General features: G+C 59.0%; 11 protein-coding genes. 5 read left to right on the plus strand and 6 right to left on the minus strand.

Annotated elements, in window-relative coordinates:
- Positions 1 to 8: 8 nt before the first annotated feature.
- Positions 9 to 269, minus strand: a complete 261-nt coding sequence (locus JJQ76_RS05635; protein ID WP_210395742.1) for a DUF4212 domain-containing protein — start codon at positions 267 to 269, stop codon at positions 9 to 11.
- 322 nt (positions 270 to 591) lie between these two features.
- Between JJQ76_RS05635 and JJQ76_RS05640 the strand changes: the two genes are divergently transcribed.
- The 4 genes from JJQ76_RS05640 (at position 592) to JJQ76_RS05655 (ending at position 7412) form a co-directional block, all read left to right on the plus strand.
- Positions 592 to 852: a DUF4212 domain-containing protein gene (locus JJQ76_RS05640; protein ID WP_210395743.1), complete on the plus strand. Its 261-nt coding sequence runs from the start codon at positions 592 to 594 to the stop codon at positions 850 to 852.
- A gap of 6 nt (positions 853 to 858) precedes the next feature.
- Positions 859 to 2628, plus strand: coding sequence for a sodium:solute symporter family protein (locus JJQ76_RS05645; protein WP_210395744.1), 1770 nt, complete (start codon positions 859 to 861; stop codon positions 2626 to 2628).
- Positions 2629 to 2728: 100 nt separating this feature from the next.
- Complete coding sequence (locus tag JJQ76_RS05650; RefSeq protein WP_210395745.1) at positions 2729 to 3241, plus strand: hypothetical protein; 513 nt, start codon at positions 2729 to 2731, stop codon at positions 3239 to 3241.
- Positions 3242 to 3482: 241 nt separating this feature from the next.
- Positions 3483 to 7412 carry a hybrid sensor histidine kinase/response regulator gene (locus tag JJQ76_RS05655; RefSeq protein ID WP_210395746.1) on the plus strand — a complete coding sequence of 1310 codons (3930 nt, stop codon included), beginning with the start codon at positions 3483 to 3485 and terminating at the stop codon, positions 7410 to 7412.
- A 67-nt stretch (positions 7413 to 7479) separates the two neighbouring features.
- On the opposite strand, the gene JJQ76_RS05660 is transcribed toward JJQ76_RS05655, so the two are convergent.
- The gene (locus tag JJQ76_RS05660) at positions 7480 to 8145 is read right to left on the minus strand and encodes a response regulator transcription factor (RefSeq protein WP_210395747.1); all 666 of its coding nucleotides are present in this window, start codon (positions 8143 to 8145) and stop codon (positions 7480 to 7482) included.
- Between the two features lie 116 nt (positions 8146 to 8261).
- Complete coding sequence (gene acs, locus JJQ76_RS05665) at positions 8262 to 10214, minus strand: acetate--CoA ligase (RefSeq protein WP_210395748.1); 1953 nt, start codon at positions 10212 to 10214, stop codon at positions 8262 to 8264.
- 235 nt (positions 10215 to 10449) lie between these two features.
- On the opposite strand from acs, the gene JJQ76_RS05670 reads away from it, so the two are divergent.
- A complete protein-coding gene (locus tag JJQ76_RS05670; RefSeq protein WP_210395749.1) occupies positions 10450 to 10923 on the plus strand; it encodes a hypothetical protein in 474 nt (157 codons plus the stop codon).
- 23 nt (positions 10924 to 10946) lie between these two features.
- Here the strand turns inward: JJQ76_RS05670 and JJQ76_RS05675 are convergent, their stop codons facing one another.
- From JJQ76_RS05675 to JJQ76_RS05685, 3 genes are read right to left on the minus strand one after another with little or no spacing between them, the layout of a single operon-like run.
- Positions 10947 to 12347 (minus strand): sigma-54-dependent transcriptional regulator, encoded by a 1401-nt coding sequence (locus tag JJQ76_RS05675; protein ID WP_210395750.1) that lies wholly within the window; start codon positions 12345 to 12347, stop codon positions 10947 to 10949.
- A complete protein-coding gene (locus JJQ76_RS05680) occupies positions 12337 to 13545 on the minus strand; it encodes a sensor histidine kinase (RefSeq protein ID WP_210395751.1) in 1209 nt (402 codons plus the stop codon). Before JJQ76_RS05680 ends, JJQ76_RS05675 begins: the two co-directional genes overlap by 11 nt.
- Position 13546: 1 nt before the next feature.
- Positions 13547 to 15007 carry a sigma-54 dependent transcriptional regulator gene (locus JJQ76_RS05685; protein ID WP_210395752.1) on the minus strand — a complete coding sequence of 487 codons (1461 nt, stop codon included), beginning with the start codon at positions 15005 to 15007 and terminating at the stop codon, positions 13547 to 13549.
- Positions 15008 to 15081 lie beyond the last annotated feature (74 nt).

The raw sequence follows: 15081 nt of genomic DNA on the forward strand, positions 1-15081 counted from the left end.
TGTTATTGTTATTCGTGCACGTCGTATTTTTCGTCGAGGTTGTTCATGCTGATGGCATACGCCACGATCAGACCGCAAAACACAAAGATAGAACCCTGCTGGGCAAACCAGAACCCCAGCTCAAAACCGAAGAACGGTATCGAATTCAATTGCTCGACGAACAGAATTCCACAGCCATAAGAAACAACGAACCAAACCACCAGATAAGAGAGAATGATGCGCACATTCTCTTTCCAGTACGCATCAGCGCTTTCGCGTGAAATGCTCATGACCCCTTCCTTTTTAATTGTTGTTATCCGATAAAGCGGCACAGCGACTGCTCGAATCTACCAAAGTGCCCCGGCAAACAAACCCCCGACTTTGGTATCACCCCGCCCGTCGGCGACGAGCCTGAAGAAAAACTCAAAAATCGCGGCGAACCAGCGACTTTCGGCGCTTCCGCACCCCGCAAGCAGCCCTCCCGACACGCTAGAAAAACAGTGTTAGAGCAATGTCATACGAAAGTCGGGGATCCAATCTGGCAATTATTTTTGCACTATTACCCTCGGTTACTTCCCAACTCCTAATTACAAAAAAAATTGGAGAGCACTTATGGCAATTGATAAAGCAACTGCCGAAAAGTACTGGTCAGCGAACCTTCGCCTGATCCTCGGGAGTCTGGTGGTCTGGACTCTGGTATCTTTCGGCTTCGGCATCCTCCTTCGCCCCATGCTGTCAGGCATCGCCGTCGGCGGTTCTGACCTTGGCTTCTGGTTCGCCCAGCAGGGTTCCATCTTCTCTTTCATCGGTTTGGTTTTCTTCTATTCATGGAAGATGAACAAGCTAGACGAAGAACTTGGTCTCCAGGAGTAAGACAGCATGAGTCAGTTTACTATCAACCTGCTGTTTGTTGGCGCGTCCTTCGCGCTCTACTTCGGCATCGCAATCTGGGCACGCGCAGGCTCAACCAAGGAATTCTATGTCGCGGGCGGTGGTGTACCACCGGTCATGAACGGCATGGCTACCGCAGCAGACTGGATGTCTGCGGCTTCCTTTATCTCTATGGCTGGTCTGATCGCCGCCACGGGTTACTACGGCTCCAGCTTCCTGATGGGTTGGACCGGCGGTTACGTATTGCTGGCGATGCTGCTGGCACCTTACCTGCGTAAGTTCGGTAAGTTCACCGTGCCGGAGTTCATCGGCGATCGTTTTTACAGCAAAACCGCCCGCATGGTGGCTGTTGCCTGTTTGATCGTTGCCTCGGTAACCTACGTAATCGGTCAGATGGCTGGTGCAGGTATCGCCTTCTCCCGCTTCCTGGAAGTTGACAAGGATACCGGCCTGATCATCGCGTCTATCGTTGTATTCTTCTACGCCGTACTCGGCGGCATGAAGGGCATCACCTACACCCAGGTGGCGCAGTACTGCGTACTGATCGTGGCTTACACCATTCCTGCCGTGTTCATCTCTCTGGAGCTGACTGGCAACCCGCTGCCGGCCTTCGGCCTGTTCGGCGATCACGCTGGTTCTGGCATGACCCTGCTGGGCAAACTGGATCAGGTTGTTACCGATCTGGGCTTCACAGCTCATACTGCTGACATCGACAACAAGCTGAACATGGTTCTGTTCACCTTGACCCTGATGATCGGTACTGCAGGTCTGCCGCACGTAATCATCCGTTTCTTCACCGTACCGAAGGTAGCTGACGCTCGTTGGTCTGCTGGTTGGGCACTGGTGTTCATCGCTCTGCTTTACACTACTGCTCCGGCTGTAGCGGCCATGGCGCGCCTGAACATCTACACCACCATCTACCCGACTGGCGACTACACCCAGCCGATCTCTCATGCAGAGCGTCCCGAGTGGATGAAGAACTGGGAAGTTACCGGTCTGCTAAAGTACGAAGACAAGAACGGCGACGGCCTGATCCAGACTTACAACGACAAGTCTGAAGCAGGCAAGGCGCTGGCTGAGCAGAATGGCTGGAAAGGCAACGAGTTCACCTACAACCGTGACATCCTGGTACTGGCTAACCCCGAGATCGCGCAACTGCCGGGCTGGGTTATCGGTCTGATCGCGGCGGGTGGTCTGGCGGCCGCACTGTCGACTGCTGCAGGTCTGTTGCTGGCGATCTCGTCGTCCATCGCACACGACTTGGTCAAGGGTAGTATCAATCCGGATCTGAGCGATAAGGGCGAACTGATGGTGGCGCGTATCACCATGGCAGTATCGATTGTGGTGGCAACCTACCTCGGTATGAACCCGCCCGGATTCGCGGCACAGGTAGTAGCACTGGCGTTCGGTATCGCCGCCGCTTCTATCTTCCCGGCGCTGATGTACGGCATCTTCTCCAAGAAGGTCAACGACAAAGGCGCGGTATTCGGTATGCTGGCTGGTCTGATCGTAACCCTCGTGTACATCTTCATGTACAAGGGCTGGTTCTTCATTCCGGGCACTGCCAACCTGCCTGACAACGCGGCTAACTGGATCATGGGTATCAACCCGCTGTCCTTCGGTGCCATCGGCGCACTGGTTAACTTCGCTGTCGCATTCGGCGTATCCAGCGTGACCGAAGAAACTCCGCAGGAGATTCAAGACCTGGTCGAAAGCGTTCGTTACCCCAAAGGGGCTGGCGACGCAGTAGCCCACTAAGTCACAATACAGCCTGAGGACCGGCAGCCTGTCGGTCCATAAAGGTTGAACCGAATCGGGCTTCCTTAGGGAAGCCCGACTTTTTTCAGGAACAGGTATTATGATTTGGAATTTGGTTGCCCTCGTGTTTGCAGGTATCGGTGCCGCCGGTATCGGCCTCACCCTGCGCTCACTGTCACGCAAAAAGCTCCCCAAGTGGATCGTGCCCGTTTTTGCCGGTATCGGCATGCTGAGCTACCAGATCTACTCGGAGTACACCTGGTATGAGCACAAACAGGCCCAACTTCCCCCCGAGTCGGAGGTGATCGCAACCCAGCAAGGCCAGATGATCTGGCGCCCCTGGAGCTATCTCTACCCGCTGACCACCGGCTTCACCGTACTGGATTCGAGCAGCTTCAAGGTGACACAGGTACAAGACGACCTGGTGGCCGAATTCGTGCTCTATCAGTTCGAGCGCAGCCATGCAGACAACGTCATCGCGGCGCCCCACCTGCTCAACTGCAGCAACGGCCAGATGCTGAAACTCACCGAGGAACGCAAACCGGACCTGAGCTCACTGAAAGAGCTGGCAGAAGCCGACCCCCTGCGAACCCGGGTTTGCAACGGCGTATAACCACGACCCACCGAATACGGGTCGTCCCCACCGAGCTGACGACCCATTTTATTCACCGCGTGCGGCTGCTATTGTACGCAGGCTAAGTGGGTGATGATTAAAGACATCTCAGGATAAAACACCGATTTTAGAGCCTCCGTGTTCGGCTCCCCGCCATGCAGGGCTGATCACCACCGGATCGTCTTCGGTCACCACCAACCCGGCAACCCAACTCGGACAACACTGACCCCCGGGGATCGCTATGCTGGAAGGCTGGTTCATCATCCTGATCTCGCTCACCTACGTGGGCATTCTGTTCGCCATTGCCTACTACGGTGACAACCACGCCAAAGACCTGCTGAATTCGCGTGCCCGGCCGGTGGTATACAGCCTCTCCCTTGCGGTATACGCGACCTCCTGGACCTTTTATGGCGCCGTTGGCCGCGCCTCCACCAGCGGCTGGGAGTTTCTGGCCACCTACCTTGGCCCCATCATCACCTTTATCGTCTTATGGCCGGTGTTCACCAAGATTATTCTGGTGAGCAAGAAGCAGAACATCACCACCATTTCCGACTTCATCGCCTCCCGTTACGGCAAGAGCCAGGGGCTGGCAATTCTGGTCACCATCATCGCCGTACTCGGCATCGTGCCCTACATCGCGTTGCAGTTAAAAGCGGTGGCGATCAGCTACAACGCCCTCACCAACGCCGCCGGAGAGGCCGCCAACGGCAGCGATACCGCGCTATTCGTCGCCCTGCTGATGGCGCTGTTTTCGATTCTGTTCGGCACCCGCCACATCGATGCCACCGAGCACCATGAAGGGATCGTACTGGCGGTGGCGTTTGAATCGATAGTCAAGCTGGCAGCCTTTATCGCGGTCGGGCTGTTCGTTACCTTTGGCGTATTCGACGGCTTCGACGATCTGTTTACCAAAGCCGCACAAGAACTCGCCAACAACGAGAATTTCCGCAAGGATCTGACCCAGAACAGCTTTATCACTGAAACCTTGCTAGCGGCGCTGGCGATTATCTGCCTGCCACGCCAGTTTCATGTAGCGGTGGTCGAAAATGCCGACATTGGTGATCTGCGGGTGGCGCGTTGGATCTTTCCGCTCTATCTGCTGCTCGCCAGTCTGTTCGTACTACCGATTGCCACCGCCGGCATGCTGACCTTCCCGGACGGCAGCGTCGATGCGGACAGCTTCGTACTCAGCCTGCCGCTGGCCAATGGCGAAAGCCGGCTGGCGGTGATCGCCTTTATCGGCGGCCTGTCCGCGGCCACCAGCATGGTGATCGTCGCCACCATCACCCTCAGCACCATGGTCTGCAACGATATCGTCATTCCGCTGCTGATGCGGATCGGCTGGACCCGTGCCCGCATCACCCGGCTGAAAGACCTGGGCTCGCTACTCCTGAAAATACGCCGCCTGACCATCATCAACCTGATGCTGCTGGCGTACTTCTACTACCGTATCTTCGGTGAATCCGGCAGCCTGGCATCCTTCGGTCTGCTGGCCTTCGTTGCCGTGGCCCAGTTTGCGCCGGCCCTGCTGGCCGCGGTGCTGTGGAAGCAAGGCAACCGCCAGGGCGCATTGGTCGGCATCAGCGCCGGTTTTCTGGTGTGGCTCTATACCCTGGTGATGCCCACCATGGCCGCTGCCGGCCTGGTTCCCCAAGCATTGCAGGACCAGCTGTGGCAATCCGAGTGGCTACAACCCACAGCCCTGTTCGGTATTCAGTTTAATGATTCGCTGACCCACGGCACCTTCTGGAGTCTGCTGCTCAACTGCTTCTTCTTTTTCCTGTTCTCACGCTATTCGGCGCCGCGCCTGATCGACCGCATTCAGGCCAGCACTTACGTCGATCAGGTGGTCGACACCGCCGAACCGGCCCATGCCCTCAGTGGTAATACCACCGTCGGCGACCTGCAGCTGCTGGCGGAACGTTTTATCGGCGTCAGCAAAGCCAGCCACGCCTTTACCGGCTTTGCCCTGCAGCGTGGTGAGGATCCGCCGCTTAGCGGGGACAAGGCATCCCACGAACTGATCGACTTTACCGAACGGTTGCTGGCCGGTGTCATCGGTGCCTCTTCAGCACGCATCCTGATCGCCTCGACCCTGCGCGGCCGCGACATGCAGCTGGGTGACGTGGTGACCATCGTTGATGAAGCCACCCAAGTACTGAAGTTCAACCGCTCACTGCTGCAGTCAACCATCGAAAATATTAACCAGGGAATCAGCGTAGTCGACCAGCAGCTGCGACTGGTGGCCTGGAACCGGCGCTATCTGGAGCTATTCGACTACCCCGAAGGGTTGATCTGTGTCGGCCGCCCTGCCGCGGAGGTGTTCCGCTATAACGCCGAGATGGGCGAATACGGTCCCGGCGAGATCGAGCACCATGTCGGCCAGCGACTGAGCATGCTGCAGTCGGGCAAGGCTCATTCCTATATCCGCTACCGTCAGGACGGCACTGTACTGGAGGTTCAGGGCAATCCGATGCCGGGTGGCGGCTACGTCAACACCTACATGGACATCACCGAACACAAACGCACGGAAGAGGCGCTGCGCGAGAGCGAACAAAGCATCCGCCTGTACACCGACAACGTACCGGTACTGATCGCCTATCTCGACAAGGAGCGGCGTTACCTGTTCGTTAATAAAGCCTACGCCGAAGTATTTGGCATTCGCGATCGTCACGCCATCTCGGGCACGCCCTGCTACAAGGTACTCAAAGAGAGCGATTACGATCACCGCACCCCCTTTATCGCCAACGTGCTCAAGGGCGAGCGCCAGCGCTTTGAGACCCGGCTCCCGACCACAACCGGGGAAATACGCTATGCGGACGTTACCTACATCCCCCACATCGGTGAGTACGGCGATGTGCTGGGTTATTTCACCCTTTATCAGGACATCACTGAACGCCGCAAAGCAGAGCTGGCGCTGCAGGAAACCAACGAAAATCTGGAGCAGCGGGTCCATGAGCGCACCCAGGCGATCTCGGCCATCAACAAGGAACTGCGCAAAGAGAACACCATCCGTGCCCTGATTGAGGACGAACTGCGCCAGGCGAAATCCGAGGCCGATGCTGCCAACCTCGGCAAAACCCGCTTCCTCGCCGCCGCCAGTCACGACCTGTTACAGCCGCTGAATGCCTCACGCCTGTTTGCCTCAGCGCTGGCGCAGCAGAGCCACAACGACGCTACGGCACAGCTGGTCACCAACCTTGATGGCTCCCTTAAAGCCGCGGAAGAGCTGCTGGTGACCTTGCTGGACATCTCCAAGCTGGATGCCGGCGCGCTGGAGCCTAACGTTACCCACTTTACCCTCGACCCCCTGTTCAACACCCTGAAAGCCGAGTTTGGCGTCATGGCCCAGGAGAAGGGCCTCGCCTTCCGCTGCGTGCACTGCAAGCAGGTGGTACAGAGCGACCAGCAGCTGCTGCGCCGAGTACTGCAGAACTTTCTCTCCAACGCCATCCGCTACACCCAGAGCGGCCGCTTGTTGCTGGGCTGCCGCCGAGTCGGCAGTAAGCTGCGCATAGAGGTATGGGATACCGGGGTCGGCATTCCCGAGGGCAAACTGAAGGAGGTGTTTGAAGAGTTCCGCCGTATCGACAATCCCAAGCATTCCCAAGTCAAAGGGCTGGGCCTGGGTCTGGCGATCACCGAGCGTATCGCCAAGATGCTGAGCCACCGCCTCCAGGTTCGCTCCTGGCCCGGCAAGGGCACCGTATTCAGCGTCGAACTGGCGCTCGGCGATCCGCAACAGGTGGCCCAGCCCCAACGCGCTGCCGGCGGCTCGCGTCGCAGCAGCAACCTGAGCGGCGTCAAAGTGCTCTGTATCGACAACGAGCCCAACATCCTCGAAGGGATGGCGGCGCTGCTACAGGGATGGTCCTGCGAGGTGCGTACGGCACTCAGTGAAGGCGACGCGCTGCAACAGGTTCAGGATGGCCACTACCGCCCCGACATCATCCTGGCGGATTATCACTTGGGCGAAACCCAGACCGGGGTCATGGCGTTGCAGGCGCTGTCTCAACACTGGGACCAACCGGTGCCAGCGATTGTGATCACCGCCGACCGCACCGACGAAGTGCAAGAAGAGGTCCGCGACTTTGGCGCCCATCTGCTGCACAAGCCGATGCGGCCCGCCGCCCTGCGTGCACTGATGACCACGCTGCTGGGGCAGCGCTGAACAGCACTCACACGTCAGGCACAAAAAAAGGAGCCGACTGGCTCCTTATCTTTTTCCGTCAGGACGTTTAGCCCATTTCGGTCTTGGGTGGCTCCACTCCCAGACGGCTGGCTTCGATCACCGCCTGAGTGCGGGAATGCACGCCCAGTTTGCGCAGAATCGCGGTAACGTGCGCTTTGATGGTGGCTTCACTGACGTTGAGCTCGTACGCGATCTGCTTATTCAGCAACCCCTCGGTCAGCATCATCAACACACGGAACTGCTGCGGCGTGAGCGACCCCAGCTTGGCGGCAAACTCGGCGTCGCCTTCGGTCACCTCGTCAGCGCCTTCAGCAACCTCCTGCGGCAACCAGACCTCACCCTCCAACACCGCTACGATAGCGTCAGAGATCACCTCCAGCGGCGAAGACTTGGGGATAAAGCCGGAGGCACCATAGTCGATCGCTCGCCGCATAACCCGCGGCTCTTCACTGCCGGACACCACTACCACCGGCATGCCCGGATTCTGGCCGCGCAAGTAAACCAGACCGGTAAAACCGTTGGTACCCGGCATATGCAGGTCCAGCAGCACCAGATCGGCATCGCCATGCTGTACCACGGTTTCCTGTAAAGCGGTTAAGGAATCGGCTTCGATCACCTCAACCCCGGGAACCGCCTTGGCGACCGCTTGCTGCAAGGCCGCTCTGAACAGCGGATGATCATCGGCGATGATGATCTTCTGGGCTAGCTGCATCCGTTATCTCCCTATCCATTTTGGAGCCACCCGGATCGGGCACCCACAAAAAAACTCCCCATAGTTTAAAGAACAATGGGGAGTTTTCAAAGAAGTTACAGAACCTTGTAAGCGGCTTAGCCCTTACGGTTGCAACGATTCTCGATCAGGTCATCAACCACACTCGGATCGGCGAGGGTAGAGGTATCACCCAAGGCACCGAAATCGTCTTCGGCTACCTTACGAAGGATACGACGCATGATCTTGCCGGAGCGGGTCTTTGGCAGACCCGGCGCAAACTGAATCAGGTCGGGAGTCGCAATCGGGCCGATCTCCTGACGCACCCAAGCACGCAGCTCTTTCAGCAGCTCGTCGGAGGGCTCAACACCCGCCTGAACGGTAACGTATACGTAGATACCCTGACCCTTCAGGTCATGGGGATAGCCCACCACCGCGGCTTCAGCAACCTTCGGGTGAGCAACCAGAGCCGATTCAACCTCGGCAGTACCCATCCGGTGGCCGGAGACGTTGATCACGTCATCAACGCGACCGGTGATCCAGTAGTAGCCATCTTCGTCACGACGAGCACCGTCACCGGTGGTGTAGTAGCCCTTGAAAGTGGTGAAGTAGGTCTGCACGAAACGCTCGTGATCACCCCAGATAGAGCGACCCTGACCCGGCCAGCTGTCGGTGATGACCAGGTTGCCGTCGGTCGCGCCTTCGAGGATGTTGCCCTCGCTGTCCACCAGTGCCGGCTGCACGCCGAAGAACGGACGGGTTGCAGAACCGGGCTTGGCCGCCGTGGCACCCGGCAGCGGCAGGATCATCATGCCGCCGGTTTCGGTCTGCCACCAGGTATCAACGATGGGGCACTTGCCGCCACCCATGACGCGGTTGTACCACTCCCAGGCTTCCGGGTTGATCGGCTCGCCGACCGAACCCAGCACGCGCAGGGTAGAAAGGTCGGAATCGCCGAGTACGTCATCGCCCTGCTGCATCAACGCACGAATTGCAGTCGGCGCAGTGTAGAACTGGTTAACTTTGTGCTTTTCGATCACGCGGCCGAAGCGGGACATGTCCGGGTAGCTCGGCACACCTTCAAACATCAGTGAGGTGGCACCGTTGGCCAGCGGCCCGTAAACGATGTAGCTGTGACCGGTAACCCAACCCACGTCCGCGGTGCACCAGTAGATGTCGCCGTCCTTGTAGTCGAACGCGTACTGGTGAGTCATGGAGGCATACACCATGTAACCGCCGGTGGTGTGTTTCAGACCCTTGGGCTGACCGGTAGAGCCAGAGGTGTAAAGAATGAACAGCGGATCTTCGGCGTTCATCTCTTCCGGCTCGCAAACCGGGCTGGCGTCAGCGACGATCTCGTCGAAGTACACATCGCGACCATCTTTCCAGGCCACATCGCCGCCAGTGCGCTTGACGACAATCACTTTCTGACAGCACGCAGTGCCAGGATTTTCCAGCGCCTTGTCAACGTTGGCTTTCAGCGGAACCGCTTTACCACCGCGCAGGCTTTCATCCGAGGTGATTACGATGTTGGAGCTACCGCCTTCGATCCGCGCTGCCAGCGCGTCGGGAGAGAAGCCACCGAAAACGATAGAGTGAACCGCACCGATACGAGCGCAAGCCAGCATCGCAACCGCCGCTTCCGGAATCATCGGCAGATACAGGGTGATAACGTCGCCTTTCTTGGCGCCCTGCGCTTTCAGCGCGTTGGCAAACTTGCACACCCGCTCGTGCAACTCGCGGTAGGTGATGTGTGCGTCTTCGCTGGGGTCGTCGCCTTCCCAGATGATGGCAACCTGGTCGCCGCGGGTTTCAAGGTGACGGTCGAGACAGCTGACAGAAGCGTTCAGGGTGCCATCTTCAAACCAGCGGATATCAACATTATGGGGGTCGAAAGAGGTGTTTTTTACCTTGGTAAACGGCTTGATCCAATCGATACGCTTGCCGTGCTCACCCCAGAATCCCTCGGGGTCCTTGACCGACTGCTCATACATGGCCAGGTACTTGTCGTTGTCGACCCACGCCTGCTTGGCAAAATCGGGGTTGACGGGGTAGACCTTTGTTTCGCTCATCGTGATGCCCTTTTTAGTCCTTTCTGGTAACAGTACTTGTGATTATTATGTTTGCCATTGGCAGCGTCGCAGGCCGCTCTTATTCTGGGTGGCAAAGGTTTTAGGGTTATACCGAAACGCCGGAACCGCCCTAAATTAGACATTGGTCTACGCGGCGACGCAGGCCGCATGCTGCGGCTGGGCCTTAAGACCAATGAATGAGAATAGTCAAAATCCACCCAATGGACTCCTCCTTGTGACCTATCCCCTGATTATTGCTTTTGAGATGAGTGGCGACAGCGATGACGCGTTTCCTTTGGCCATCGCCTGGAGTCTGCCCGAAGGTAGTATAAAAAGCACGTTGATTCAGCCCGAAGATGAGTGGCTCGAGGAAACGGATGATCGCTATCTGGATATCGATACCGACCACCTCTACCAACAGGGCCACAGCGCCAAAGCGGTGCTGGAAGAACTGCAACTGGATCGTGAACAGGAACCGCTCTACGCCCCCGGCTACTACACCGCCGAGCGCGGGCTGGAAAAACTCTACGCCACCGTCGAGGGTGACAATGACCTGCCATTGCGTCCCCTGCAGGAGCTGCTGGTTGATCACTCGCCGGACGAAGTGGAAGCACTGCTGCAGGAAAGCAGACTACTGCTGGACCTCGACCCTTACACGGCCGAAGGCCAAGTTCGGCTGTGGCTCGAAGTCTATGCCCGGCTGCAATAGACTTTGACCTTCACAGGCTGATATCAGCCCTTCAGCAACGCGTCCAGATCCAGCCCGCTCTCACGCATCTGCGCCAGCTTGTAGCGCAGGGTCCGCGGGCTGATGCCCAGTTTTTCTGCCGCATCTTTGCGGCTGCCGCCGGTCCCGCGCAGCGCCTCGATAATCAGCTGAAACTCATGCTGGCGCAGATCGTCCCCCAGCTGCGGCGCGGTAGCCGGCGCTGCCGGCGCCTCCGGTAACACGAGACCACCCAAATTGACCGACTGCTGCACCCGGCTCGGCTGAATGCACAAATCCTGCGCCTTGACCAGGTTCCCCTGCTGCAGAATCAACGCCCGCTGCACCGCGTTTTCCAGCTCGCGCACGTTGCCCGGCCAGTTATGTTGCAACAGCAGCTGGGCCGCTGCCGGGTCCAACTCCACCGTGCCCCGGTTCATCTTGCGCGCATGGTGGGCCAGCAAGCGCTTGGCCAGCGGCACCAGATCCGCCGGGCGCTCGCGCAGCGGCAACCACTGCAGCGGAAAGATATTCAGGCGGTAATAGAGATCCTCGCGGAACCGCCCTTCGGCGACGCACTGGGCCAGGTCCCGGTTGGTGGTCGCCAACACCCGCACGTCGAGCTTGATCACCCGACGACCACCAATGCGTTCGACCTCTTGCTCCTGCAACACTCGCAGCAGCTTGGCCTGCAGGCCGATATCCATCTCCGAGATCTCATCCAGCAACAGGGTGCCGCCGTTAGCCTGCTCGAACTTGCCCGGCGCGCTGGCATAGGCGCCGGTGAAGGAACCCTTCTCATGCCCGAACAGGGTCGCTTCGAGCATATTCTCCGGAATTGCGGCGCAGTTGATCGCCACAAACGGCTTGTCGGCACGCGCGGAGTGGCGGTGAATATACTGCGCCAGCACCTCTTTACCGGTGCCGCTTTCGCCCAGAATCAGCACCGTGGAATCGGTTTCTGCCACCCGCCGGGCCAGTTGCAGCAGCTGCTGACTGGAGGGCTCTTCCGCCACCGGTTCGTCGCCATCGCCACGCTGCAGCGCGCTGTCCACATAACGCGCCACGATCTGCAGCAGCTGTTCCGGTTCAAACGGCTTGAGCAGATAGTCCACCGCGCCATTGCGAATGGCATCGACCGCCCGATCCACCTGTCCGTAGGCGGTGATCAACAACACCGGCAGCGCCGGATAACGCTGCTGCAGCTGGGCCAACAGCGCGTGTCCGTCCATGCCGCCCATGTTGACGTCGCTGACCACCATCTCCACCGGCTGCTCCTCCAGCAGCGCCAGTGCAGCCTCGCCGGAGTCCGCCTGGCGATACTCGTAGCCTGCCAGCTCCAGCGTGTCACACAAGGCTTCACGCAGCTCGGCGTCATCTTCTACCACCAGCACCCGCCCCTTGGCGGTCTGACTTTCAGTTGTCATCATTACTCTCCGCGTTCTGTGGCGAACGGTAAGGCAAACGGAAACCGGCTTCAGTTCCCCGCCCCGATTCAGACGTCATGTAGAACTCGCCCAGATGGGCCCGCGCCACGACTTGGGCTACCGCCAGCCCCAACCCCGTGCCTTGGGACTTGGTGGTGTAGAACGGCTCCTGCGCCTGCGCCAGCTGTTCGGCACTGAGCCCCGGCCCCTGATCGGCAACCACCAGCGCCAGCTGACTGTCATCGATCAGGGTCGCGCGCACCACCAGCGACTCGGCACCGGCCTCCAGCGCGTTATTGACCAGATTCATCAGCGCGCCGACCAGGGCTTCACGGTTGCACTGCACCCAGACATCAGGGGCCTGATTGACGCAGTCGCAATCGGCGTCAGCATTGGCCAGCGGCACGTCCAGGGCATCTTCAATGGCCGCGAACAGTTGCTGGGTGGTGATCAGGTCGGTTAGTTTGGTTTCGCCGCGAGCAAAGATCAGCATGTCACGCACCTGCTGCTCCAGCGAACTCAGCCGCCCCTTAACCTTGGCGGCAAACCGCACCCGCTGCTCCGTGGTCAAATCCGGCTTGGTCAGGTGTGCACTGTAGAGCATCGCCGCCGATAAGGGTGTGCGTATCTGATGCGCCAACGAAGCCATCATCTTGCCCATCGCTGAGAGGCGCTGGTAGTGGGACACCTTGGCCTGCAGTTCACGAGTATGGGTCTGGTCGGTAATCAGCATCACCTGGCCCGGCTCACCTTCCAGCGAGCGTGTCGCCAGACTGACCCGACGACCATCGCGCAGCGACACCTCGTGGCCATCGTCGGCGCGCGGCGCAAACGCCCGCTGAATCACCTGCAGCCAGGCCTCGCCCCGCAACGGACGGCCCAGCAGCTCTTCCGCGGCCGGGTTGCACTCCTGCACCCGGCCGCGGTTGTCGAGTACCACCACACCGGCGGGCAGCAGTTTGAGCAACCCCTGCAAACGGCGGCTGGCCTGCTCCTTCTCGGCCACCTCCTGCTCGCGGCGCGCATCCATCGCTTCAAGCTGGGCTTGCAGCGACTCCACCTGCAGCTCAAGCTCGTTATAAGTCGCGGCCAGCTGTTCCGACAGGGCGTTGAACTGCTCGAACGCCGCCTGCAGCTGCTGCGGGGTCATGTCGGCCGACGGCGGCCCGGAGAGGTCAGGAAGGTCGTCGCGGCTCATATCACTTCCGTTGAATGCCGAACTTGCGCATTTTTTCCACCAGCGTGGTACGCCGTATCTGCAACAGCTCGGCTGCACGCGCCACCACGTTGTCCGCTGCATCCAGAGACTGTTCGATCAGCGACTGTTCCAGCTCTGCCAGATAACCTTTGAGGTCCATCCCGTCGACCGGCAAACCGGGGGTGGCGGCGGGCGCAAACAGATCACTGCCCACCACCGGTGCGGCAACTACCGCAGACTCCTTGAGATAAGCGGGCAGCTCATCATCCTGCAGATAGCGGAACTTGGCCGGCAACTCATCCGGACCGATCACCGCACCGGGATAGAGAATCGCCAGCCGTTCGACCAAATTGGCCAGCTCACGCACATTGCCCTGCCAGTCATGGCGCATCAGCGACGCCAGCGCCGCCGGGTGAAACTGCACTTTGCCCAGCCCGCTTTTCTCCGCCCGATTGACCAGCTCGCTGAGCAGCGCCGGCAGATCTTCTAGCCGGTCACGCAGCGCCGGCATTTCGATGGGAAACACGTTCAGGCGGTAGTAAAGATCCTCACGGAAGGTGCCGGCCGCAATCATCTCTTCGAGGTTTTTATGGGTCGCGGCGATGATCCGCACGTCCACATCGACGGTACGGTTACCCCCGACCCGTTCGAAACAGCGCTCCTGCAACACTCGCAGCAGCTTGACCTGCATGGTGAGCGGCATATCGCCGATTTCGTCAAGGAACAGGGTGCCGCCGTGAGCCAGTTCGAAGCGCCCGGTGCGGGCCGAAATTGCGCCGGTAAAAGCGCCCTTTTCATGGCCGAACAGCTCACTTTCCAGCAGCTCGGCGGGGATCGCACCACAGTTGACCGGCACAAAGGGATTGCCAGCACGGGTGGAGTTATCGTGCAGATTGCGTGCAACCACCTCTTTACCGGTGCCCGACTCACCGGTAATCAGCACACTGACGTCACGATCAGCCACCTGCGCCATCATCGCCCGCACCTGCCGCATCGGCTCACTGGAACCTACCAGATGACTGAACAGTCGGCTATGGTCCTGCCACAGCTTCAGCTGCCCGTTAGCACTTTCGCGCTGCTGCCGATACACCTGCGCCTGATGAATCAACGCCAGCAGCTCCGCCTGATCGATCGGCAACGTCAGCTGCCCGATCACCATGCCACGCAGCTGCGTACCAAGGGCCGGCAACTCACGCCAGTCGTCCAGGGTAATCAAGGGCACATTGGGGTCCGCCGCCTGAAAATCGCCCAGCAGCTTCTCGAGTGAGATAGGCAGCTCGCTGTTACCCAGCACCACCAGCATCGACTGGGTCGTCAAAAAAGCGTCGTTCTGCCCCTCACGAAACCAGCCGACAAAGTCCTGACTGATACAGTCATAGCCGAGAAAGTGAAATAACGAGGCCACTACGGCACGGCGATCAACGTTGTCGTCGATTAACAGCACCTGTCCCTGCGTAGTCATTGTGCACCTGCTTACAATTTTTTGACGCTTTAATCGCCATAGTAGCAGGAAATATTGTCAGAACAAGCAGCAGG

Source organism: Motiliproteus sediminis, assembly GCF_017912535.1.
Lineage (GTDB): Bacteria > Pseudomonadota > Gammaproteobacteria > Pseudomonadales > Balneatricaceae > Motiliproteus > Motiliproteus sediminis.